6 protein-coding genes and 1 pseudogene are annotated in these 9,921 nt (G+C 72.2%); 3 read left to right on the top strand and 4 right to left on the bottom strand.

Going from position 1 to position 9,921, the window contains the following annotated elements; all coding sequences use genetic code 11:
* Position 1: 1 nt before the first annotated feature.
* From ACQKIP_RS29995 to ACQKIP_RS29985, 3 genes are all read right to left on the bottom strand, one after another.
* The gene (locus tag ACQKIP_RS29995) at positions 2-3,106 is read right to left on the bottom strand and encodes an AfsR/SARP family transcriptional regulator (RefSeq protein ID WP_427744670.1); all 3,105 of its coding nucleotides are present in this window, start codon (positions 3,104-3,106) and stop codon (positions 2-4) included.
* Between the two features lie 149 nt (positions 3,107-3,255).
* Positions 3,256-4,419 (bottom strand): M20 family metallopeptidase, encoded by a 1,164-nt coding sequence (locus tag ACQKIP_RS29990; protein WP_365854577.1) that lies wholly within the window; start codon positions 4,417-4,419, stop codon positions 3,256-3,258.
* Positions 4,420-4,472: 53 nt separating this feature from the next.
* Complete coding sequence (locus ACQKIP_RS29985) at positions 4,473-6,023, bottom strand: AbgT family transporter (protein WP_365854579.1); 1,551 nt, start codon at positions 6,021-6,023, stop codon at positions 4,473-4,475.
* A gap of 115 nt (positions 6,024-6,138) precedes the next feature.
* On the opposite strand from ACQKIP_RS29985, the gene ACQKIP_RS29980 reads away from it, so the two are divergent.
* The 3 genes from ACQKIP_RS29980 to ACQKIP_RS29970 are packed head-to-tail and all read left to right on the top strand — an operon-like array spanning position 6,139 to position 9,752.
* Positions 6,139-7,182, top strand: coding sequence for an Lrp/AsnC family transcriptional regulator (locus tag ACQKIP_RS29980; RefSeq protein WP_365854581.1), 1,044 nt, complete (start codon positions 6,139-6,141; stop codon positions 7,180-7,182).
* A 53-nt stretch (positions 7,183-7,235) separates the two neighbouring features.
* A complete protein-coding gene (locus ACQKIP_RS29975; protein WP_365854583.1) occupies positions 7,236-8,072 on the top strand; it encodes a mycofactocin-coupled SDR family oxidoreductase in 837 nt (278 codons plus the stop codon).
* 36 nt (positions 8,073-8,108) lie between these two features.
* Positions 8,109-9,752 carry an amidohydrolase gene (locus ACQKIP_RS29970; RefSeq protein ID WP_365854585.1) on the top strand — a complete coding sequence of 548 codons (1,644 nt, stop codon included), beginning with the start codon at positions 8,109-8,111 and terminating at the stop codon, positions 9,750-9,752.
* Between the two features lie 7 nt (positions 9,753-9,759).
* Here the strand turns inward: ACQKIP_RS29970 and ACQKIP_RS29965 are convergent.
* Positions 9,760-9,921, bottom strand: a pseudogene (locus tag ACQKIP_RS29965) (family 43 glycosylhydrolase); the annotation flags it as partial.

Raw genomic sequence — 9,921 nt, 5'->3', positions numbered from 1 at the left:
CTCACAGTTCCGTGCGCTCGCGCGTGCGGTACTCCGTGAACACCGCCAACGCCTCGCTGCGCAATTCCGCCGCCCCCGCCCCGTCGTCCAGCGCCTCCCGGGTCGCTGCGAGGTCGCGCAGCGTGCGGGCCCTGGGCAGCCGTAACTCCAGGGCGTCCCACAGGTTCACGGCGGCGTCCAGCCTCCTTTGTGCCTCGTGGTGGCGTCCGTCGGCCAGGGCGCACTCGCCGAGCGTGCGCAGGGTCAGCGCCTCGCCGAAACGGTCCCGGTAGTCCCGGCAGACGTCGAGCGCGCCGAGCAGTTCCGCCTCCGCCTCGCGCGTGCGTCCCAGCCGCAACCGGGCCTTGGCACGCGCCCGTTCCGCGTACGCCGCCATCAGCGGGTCACCGAGTCCCGCGAGGATCTCAAGGGCCCGTCCGGCGTACCGCTCGGCCTCCTCATACGCTCCCAGGGACCGGTGCAGCAGGCTCAGCGAGCGCAGGGTGAGTGCTTCTCCCCGGCGGCTGCCCAGGCTCCGATAAGCCCTCAGCGATACGTCCAGGAGCGCCGCCGCTCGCTCGTGGTCGCCGCGTTCCAGACGCACGGAGCCGTGGAGCCGGCAGGCGAGTCCGATGCCCGCCTCGTCGCCCAGACGCCGGAACACGCCGACCGCGCGGCCCAACGCCTCGTCGGCGGCATCCAGCCGGCCCAGTTCACGCAGGTTGCCGCCGAGTCCCGCGAGGGCGGCGGCCTGGCCGTGCAGATCACCGATGGCGGCGCACAGGGGTTCGGCCTGGCGGAAGTACTCCTGTGCCTCGGCGTACCGGTCCTGTTCGAACCGCAGTTGTCCCAGGCCGATGAGCAGCAGCGCCTCGCCGGCGCGGTCCTCGGCGCGCCGGGCGGCGGTGAGCGCGGCGTCATGGCTGCGCCACCAGGCGTCGAAACGGTTGCCGACGGCGAAGGACGAGGAGCACAGCACCGTCGCCGCGGCGCAGGCAAGGGTGTGCAGGCCGAAGGCCGCGGCGCGCTCGACGACCGTGGCCAGCGCACCGGCCTCGGCCTCGAACCAGGCGTACGGATCGGCCAGGGCCCGCCGCGTGGTCGCCGCCCCCACCTCGGCGGCCGGCTCGTGGTCCGGCATGCTCTCCGTGCCCCACCGCGGCCCGGCGCCGCCCGCGGACTGGTTGACGCTTGCCGAGCCGCCGAGGTAGGGCCGCAGCACGACCACCCCCGAGTGAGCCTCCTGCGCGACCCGCTCCACAAGCCGCAGTCCTCCCGCCAGCGCCCGTCCCACCGCCGCCGTGCGCACCCGGAGCGAGTCCTCGGCCTCGGCCCGTTCCGCGGCGTAGACCCGTACCAGGTCGTGGGCCCGGTAGCGGGACTGGCCGGCGGAGTCGGTGCCCGTCCAGTCCAGTATCTGCGCGTCGACGAGCCGTTCGAGCACCTCCTCCACGTCGTCCTCGGGCCCGTCGACCAGGAGCGCGGCCATCCAGGGGGCGGTGTCGCACGGGCCGAGGGCGGCCAGGCGGCGCAGCACGGTGCGGGCGTCGTGATCGAGCGATGCGTAGCTCAGGCCCAGGCTGGCGCGTACCTCCAGATCCCCCACCGCCAGCTCGTCCAGGCGCCGCCGCTCGTCCTCAAGGCGGTCGGCGAGGACGCGCGCGGTCCAGTGCCGGCGCATGGCCAGCCGGGCCCCGGCGATCCGCAGGGCCAGCGGCAGTCCGCCGCACAGGGTGACGATGCGCCGTGCCGCGGCGTCCTCGGCGGGGTCCTCCGGCGCGTCCCGGTGCCCGATGACGCGGGCCAGAAGCTCCAGGCTGCGCGCCTCGTCCAGGACGGCGAGGTCGGTGCGCCGGGCCCCGTCGAGGCCGCCGAGCCGGGCTCGCGAGGTGACCAGGACGCCGCAGCCGGGGCTGCCCGGCAGCAGGGGCCGCACCTGGGCCTCGCTGTCCGCGTCGTCGAGGACGACGAGGAGGCGGCGTCCCGCGACGAGGCTGCGAAAGAGGTCGACGCGCTCGGCCAGGTGCTCGGGCGGTGCCGCGCCCAGCGCCCGCAGCAGCCTGCCCAGGATGTCGCCGGGCGGCAAGGGCCCGCCGGTGCCCTGGAGTTCGGCGTACAGCTGCCCGTCGGGGAAGGCCTGCGACGCCAGGTGGGCGGCCTTGACCGCGAGGGCGGACTTGCCGACGCCCGCCGGGCCCGACACCACCACGACGGAGGTCGCGTCCCGGGGCGCGACGAGCCCGCCGACGACTTCGGTGATCTCGGCCTTGCGCCCGGTGAAGTCCCGGATGGCGGCGGGCAGCAGGCACACGGGCCGGGGCGCGGCGGGCGTCTGGGGCGCCGATACGTCGGCGGGCGCCGCGGCGTTCTCGGCGCGCAGCAGTCCGGGCTCGGCCCGCAGGATCGCTCCGTGCAGCCGGCGGAGTTCGGGTCCGGGATCGATGCCGAGTTCCGCGGCGAGTACGGCGCGGCCCTCCTCGAAGGCCGCGAGCGCGTCGGCCTGCCGTCCCACCCGGTAGAGGGCGAGCATGAGCTGGCCGCGCAGCCGCTCGTTGGTGGGGTGGGTGCCGACGAGCCCCTTGACCTCGGTGATCAACTCGCTTTCCCGGCCGCCGTGTTCGAGTTCGGCGGCGATGCGCTCTTCGAGTACGCACCGCCGGGCCTCGTCGAGCCGTGCCGCCTCGTTGCGCAGCGCCTCGCCGACCCCGCCGAGCGCGGAACCGCGCCAGAGCAGGAGCGCGTCGCGCAACAGGCGGGCGGCGCCGAAGTGGTCCCCCTGCGCGGCGGCCTGCCGTCCGGCGGCGGCCGTCTCCTCGAACCGCCCGAGGTCCACGGCCCCGGCATCCGGCCGGATCACATACCCGGGCGCCCGTGTCTCGATGGCTCCCCGCTGCCCTTCCGGCAGGGCCCGCCGCAGTCCCGAGACGTAGGTCTGGACGAGCGCCCGGGCCGTTTCGGGCGGGTCGTCGCCCCAGACCACGTCCACGAGGGCCGCGGCGGGCACGACGTGTCCGGCGCGCAGCAGCAGCGCGGCCAGCAGGGCGCGGGGCTTGGGCCCGCCCATCCGCAGGGGGCGGCCGTCCCACAGCGCTTCGACCGGTCCGAGCAGACGGTATTCCAGTGCCATGGTCTGTCCCCCGAGGCGTCACCGGCATGTGCTCTCACCTCATGGTCCCCCAACCGCCCTTGCAGGGCGATGAGTTGAGGCACGCCGGGCGCGGCGTCCCCGGCACCCCGCCCCGCGCTTGACCGTCAGGGGTGCCCGGCCCACGACCGTCAGGCGGACGCGGCGGCCATCCGGTGCAAGAGGCCCGCCACGAGTGCGACCCGGTCGGGGATGTCGTCGACGATCACGTGTTCGTGGCGTGCGTGGGGGCCCGCACCGCTGGAGCCGAGCCCGTCGAGGACCGGCACGCCGAGCGCGGCGATGAAGTTGGCGTCGCTGCCGCCGCCGACACTGATCGGCTCCAGGGGGCCGCGCAGCTCGGTGGCGATCTCGTCGGCCAGCGCGAAGAGGGTCTCGCTCGCCGGGGTCAGGCGCATCGCGGGGCGGTTCCACTCCCCGCCGATGCTCACGTCGACGCGCGGATCGGCGGGCCGCAGCGAGGCGAAGACCTCGTCGACGCGGTCGGCTTCGTCCTGCCGGGTGATACGGACGTCGACGAGGCAGTGCGCGCGGCCCGCGACGACGTTGCGGGCGGTGCCGCCGTCGAAGGTGCCGATGTTGATCGTGGTCCCGGCGTCGGGGTCCTGCGCCGCGGCGAGCGTGGTGACCAGCTCGGCCAGTGCGTGGACCGCGCTGGCGCCGCCCGCGGGGTCGTTGCCGGCGTGGGACTCGATGCCGGTGGTGGTGATGCTGAAGGTGCCGACGCCCTTGCGTTCGGTCTTGACGTCCCAGCCGACGCCGGGTTCCAGCACCAGGGCCGCCGAGCAGTCGCGTGCCGCGGCTTCGATGAGGGGGCGCGAGACCGGGCTGCCCAGTTCCTCGTCGCCGGTGAACACGAACGTCACCGCGGGGTGCCCGAGCCCTGCGGCGCGCAGGGCCCGCAGCGCCCAGACGCCCGTGACGAGCCCGGCCTTCATGTCGTAGACGCCCGGCCCCCTGGCCGCCCCGTCGGCCACGGTGAAGGGCCACTCGGCCAGCGTGCCCGCCGGCCACACCGTGTCGTAGTGGCAGATCAGGAGCACCGGCTTGCCGGGGGTGCCAGGAGTGCCGGGGTAGGTCGCCGTCAGTACGTCGCCGTGCTCCGCCTGTTCGTGGCGGGTCCATGCGGCGGCCGGGCCGAGCCGGTCCTCCACCCAGGTCCTGATCGAGTCGGCGGCGGTGTCGAGCAACGCCTTGTCGGTGCTGGGGGTTTCGAGGCCGACGAGCGCCGAGAGGTCGGTGAGCAGGTCGTCGAGGCGGGTGCGGGTCCAGGTGGACAACGGCTTCGCGGACACGGGGGTGCGCCAATCTGTGTGCGGGGTCGGGGGATACAGCGGAGCCCGGGGATCTACCGGACAGGGACGCCGGGGCCGAGCGGGATGCCGAGCGCGTACCAGGCGAGGAACATCGCCAGCCATACGACGAGGTTGACGACGGCCAACGGCAGGACCAGGGACATCAGGGTGCCGATGCCCGCGGAGGGCCGGTAGCGGCGGATGAATCCCAGGGCGATGACGAAGTACGGGCTCATCGGGCTGAGGCTGTTGGTGGGCGCGTCGGCGATGCGGAACAGCGCCTGGGTGGTCTCCGGCCGGATGCTCAGGAGCATCAGCATGGGCACGAGGACCGGTGCCACGAGGGACCACATCGCCGATCCGCTGGTGAGGAAGAGGTTGAGCAGGCTGACGAGGAGCACCGCGCCGACGAAGATCACCACGGGCTGCGCGCCGAGCGAGTCCAGCACCTTGGCGCCGGATATCGCGATGACCTGCCCGATGTTGGTCCACTTGAAGTAGCCCAGGAACTGCGAGACCGCGAAGAACAGCACGAGGACGGGGACCAGTTCGCGCAGCCCCCGTCCCATCAGGTCCGGGATGTCCTGCGCGGCGGTGATGGTGCGCACGGTCAGCCCGTACACGGTGCCGATGAGCATGAAGAAGAGCATCAGCACCACGGCGACGTTGTCGAGCAGCGGTGACGCCACGATGGAACCGCCCTCGCCGCGCAGGGGCGATCCCGCGGGCAGCATCGCCAGGATCACGGCCGCCAGATACAGCGCTCCGGCCGTGATCGCCCGGCGTACGCCCTTGCGCTCGTCCTCGGACAGCGTCATGTCGGGCAGTTCGTCGACGTCGGTCAGCTCCGGTTCGGCGGCGTTCATCGCGTCGACGCGGCGTGCGACGACGGCTTCGGTGACCAGCGTGATCACGACCGCGAGCAGCAGACAGGACGCCGCGGAGAAGTACCAGTTCGACACCGGGGTGACCGAGTAGGACGGGTCGATGGTGTGCGCAGCCGATGTGGTCAGGCCCGCGAAGATCGCGTCGGAGCCCTCGATCACCGGGCTGACGCTGCTCGCGCCGCCCACGGCCACGTACGACACGACGGCGCCGATGATCGGGCTGCGGCCCACCGCACGGAACGCGATCATGCCGAGCGGGATCATCACCACGAACGCGGCGTCACCGGCCACATGGGAGAACATGCTGGTCAGCGCCACGGCGAAGGTCACCATCTTGGCCGGGACGCGGGCGAGGGCGGCGCGCATCAAGGCAGGGAGCAGGCCCGTGCCGTCCGCGATCGCGACGCCGAGCATGACCACCACGATCAGTCCCAGCGGCGGGAAGTTCACGAAGTTGGTGATCAGGTCGCCGAGGACCATCTCCACACCGGCGTCGGACACGATGCTCTTGACTTCGATGACCTTGTCGTCGGCGGGCGATACCACCGAGACGTCCAGCGTGGCCAGGAGCCAGCTCGCCACGACGATCAGTCCGCCGAGAATCACGAACAGCCAGAACGGGTGCGGCAGTTTGTTGCCCGCGCGGTCCACGAAGTCCAGCACGCGAAGGATCACCGTCGTCGGCGAACGCCGCTGTTTCGTCGTCACCTCGGTCATGAGGGCCTCCCGCTGCTGATCAGTGGCGATATGGCTCGCCATGAGACAGCCGCATGCTTCTTTGTGTCAAGAGTGAGATCTCTGATGACAGGATCGGTCTGTGTAGGCTGTCCGCATGCAAGAGATGAAGCACGAGCTCGACGACGCGGACCTCCATCTGGTGGCAGCGCTCCAGATCGCGCCCCGAGCGCCGCTCAACGCGGTCGCCGAGATCCTGGGCACCTCGGCCAGCACGGCCGGGCGCCGCATCCAGCGGCTCCAGCAGCTCGGGCTCCTGCGCTTCATCGGCACCGTGCACTGGTCGCTGCTCACCACCGGCAACCCCTACGTGGTGTGGATCAAGTGCAGGCCGGGTGCCACGGCCGATGTCGCCGCGGCCATCCGGAAGGTGCCGCAGGCCCAGTCGCTCATGACCACCAGCGGCGACTACGACATCTACTGCACCCTCTATCCCCTGCCCGGCACGGACCCGCGCCGCCTCCTCGCCCGGACGCTGCCCGAGATCCCCGGCATCGCCTCGATCCAGTCGCACCTGGTCCTGCGCTCCGCCCGCGAAGCATTCACCTGGCGACTCGACCGGCTCACCGCCCGGCAGGCGAAGGAACTGCGCCAACAGGCCGACGCCCTCCCCGATGCGGCCACCAGCACCGTCGCGCCCCTCAACGACATCGAGTTCCGCACGCTGCGACTGCTCGTCGAGGACAGCCGTGTCTCCGCGGCGCAGGTCGCCCGCGAACTCGACGTCAGCCGGTCCACCGCCTACCGGACGATCCAGTCGCTCCTGGAATCGGGCGCCGTCCGCCCCCGGGTGGAGATCGAACCGGCCGTCCTGGGATTCCCGATCACCGCGCTGTTCACCCTCGACGTCCAGCCGCGGCACATCCCGGCCGTGCTCGCCGCACTCGGCGAGCACTCCTGCGCGCGGTTCACCGTCATGACCGCCGGGCCGGCCACGATCCTGCACCACGGCGTCTTCGCCGACGAGGAACACCTGTCCCGGTTCGTCACCGACGACCTCGGCGCGCTCCCCGGCCTCAACGGCCTCAACACCCTGGTCGCCCTGTCCGTCCTGCGCCGCCAGTGGATCGACCGCGACGACGACTTCGTCCTGGGCCCCCGCGCCCACGACATCCTCTCGCCCGACCACCACACCCGCTAACCCGCGCCCGTCACCCCCTGGCCAGCCCGGCTCCCCCGCGGTACATCACAGACATGACCCCGCACGGCGGATCCCCCCGGCGTCTTGACGGCAAGGTCGCCTTTGTCACCGGTGCGGCCGGAGGGCTCGGCCGCAGTCATGTACGGCGGATGGCGGAGGAGGGCGCCGACCTGGTCGTCGTGGACATCTGCCGGTCGGTCGACACCGTGCCCTACCCGCAGTCGACGCCGCAGGACCTGTACGACGCGGTCGAGGAAGTGGAGGCCCTGGGCCGCCGCATCCTGGCGCGGCAGGCGGACGTACGCGACCGGGACGCTCTGCAGGAGGTGTACGACGCCGGGCTCGCCCAGTTCGGGCAGATCGACGTCGTGGTCGCCAACGCCGGGATCGCGCCGCTCCTCGTGGAGGACCGGGTGCAGGCCTGGCACGACGCCCTCGACGTCAACCTCACCGGCACCTTCCACACCATCGAAGTGGCCGTCCCGTCGATGATCGCCGCCGAGCAGGGCGGCTCGATCGTGATCGTCAGCTCCACCGCGGGCCTTGTCGGCATCGGCGGGGCCAGCAACGGCGGCCTCGGCTACGCCGCCTCCAAACACGGGGCGGTGGGGCTGATGCGTACCTACGCCAACAACCTGGCCCGGCACAGCATCAGGGTGAACTCCGTGCACCCCACCGGCGTGGCCACCGCCATGGTCACCGACCCGGCCATCGTCGAGTTCGTCGCCCAGGACGCGATCCTGTCCGAGACGGCGCCGAACGCCCTTCCGGTGGACGTGATCGAAGCGGTCGACGTGTCCAACGCCGTGCTGTGGCTGGCCTCGGACGAAGCCCGCTACGTCACCGGCGTCACGCTGCCCGTCGACGCCGGATTCATCAACCGCCGCTGAGCCGCCGGGCCGCAGCCGATCTCGAGGTGGAGCGTCATGACCGATCACTACGCGGACACGATCCTGGTGGGCGGGCACGTCAAGACGTCATCGGGCTGGGCCGAGGGGCTGGCCGTACGCGCCGGTGTCATCGAGACCGCCGGCGGCCGCCAGGAGGTGCTGCGACGGCGCGGACCGGCCACCCAGGTCGTCGAACTGGCCGGTGACACCGTCCTGCCGGGCCTGCACGACCTGCACGTACACCCGATCTACGCCGGCATCCGCGAGCGCCGCTGCAAGGTCCCGCAGGGCTCGAACCTGGCCGACACCCTGCACATCGTGGCCGAGCACATATCCCGTACCGCCCCCGGCGCTTGGGTTCTGGGCGGGCAGTGGGACGCGTCCGCGCTCGGCACCACCCCGAACCGGACCATGCTCGACGCCGTCGCGCCCCGCAATCCGGTTCTCCTGGAGGACACCAGCGGACACAGTTCCTGGGCCAACAGCGCGGCCCTGGCCGCCGCCGGAATCGGCCCCGGCACCCCCGACCCGGCGGGCGGCTTCTTCGAGCGGGACGGCGCGGGCAAACCGAGCGGCATCCAGCGCGAGACCGCCGCCGATCTGCTCGCCGCATCGGCCCCCAAACCGTCCGACGACGAAGTCGAGGCGGCTCTGGAGTGGGCCCTGCAAGAAATGCTGTCCTACGGGATCACCTCGTTCACCGAGGCCGCGGTGGGGTTCACCGCGGGGCCACGGGCCGAACTGCGCGCCTACACCCGCCTCGCCGCGCGCGGAGCCGTCAGGCAGCACGTACGCCTCTGCCTGGTGTGGTCCCCCTACGACCCCGCGTGCGAAGAGGTGATCACGGCGCGGAACCTCTACCGCAGCGAACACCTCGCGCCCGACTGCGTGAAGATCTTCCTCGACGGAGTGCCGACCGACAGCCACACGGCGGCGATGATCGAGCCCTACCGGGACACGGTGGCGGGACGGGACGACGAGGCGAGCCGGCACGGGATGCTCGCGATCCCGCCGGCCGTCCTCGACCAGGCGGTGACCCGGTTCGACCGCATGGGCATCACCGTCAAGTTCCACGCCGCCGGCGACGCGGCGGTCAGGGCGGCGCTCGGCGCCGTCGAGGCCGCCCGCGCGGCCAACGGGCCCGGCCCGTACATGCACAACGTCGGACACTGCACCTTCGTGACCAAGAGCGACATCGAGCGCGCCGCACAGATCGGCGCGACGTTCGAGGTCTCCCCCTACCTGTGGCAGCCCTCCCCCATCTGCTCCGACATCGCCACCGCCGTCGGCCCGGAAGCCGTCGAACGCGTCTGGCCGGTACGCGAGATGCTCGAAGCCCGCGCACTGGTCGTGCCCGGCTCCGACTGGTGCGTGGTGCCGTCGGTGAACCCGTGGTCCGCCATCGAAACGCTCGTCACCCGCCGGCGGCCGGGCGGCAGCGCCGACAGCTTCGGACCGGGCCAGGCCATCACCCTTGAGCAGGCCTTCGACCTGTTCACGGTCAACTCCGCCCGCCAGGAGGGCATGGCGCACCGCGTCGGGCGCATCGAACCGGGCATGCTCGCCGACCTCGTCGTCGTCGACCGGAACCCCTTCGAAACGAAAATCACCCAAGTGCACGCCACCAGGGTCAAGATGACGTTCGTCGAAGGGGAGCCGGTCTACGAGGCGGGGACCTGATCCGGGCCTAGCGGCGCACGTACAGCCGGTTGCCCTTCGGCCCTGTCCACTCCAGGCGTACGACACCGGCCACCGCCGCGTCGTCGACGCGGGAGGGATCGGCCCAGTAGCCGAAGGCCGGGTTGCGGAAGAAGGTCGCCCACAGGCCGCCGTCACGGTCCTTGAACTG

Source organism: Streptomyces sp. NPDC059900 (genome assembly GCF_050270335.1).
In the GTDB taxonomy this organism is placed as follows: domain Bacteria; phylum Actinomycetota; class Actinomycetes; order Streptomycetales; family Streptomycetaceae; genus Streptomyces.
Note: the sequence above shows the minus strand (reverse complement) of the source record. Positions and strands in the feature narration are given on the sequence as shown.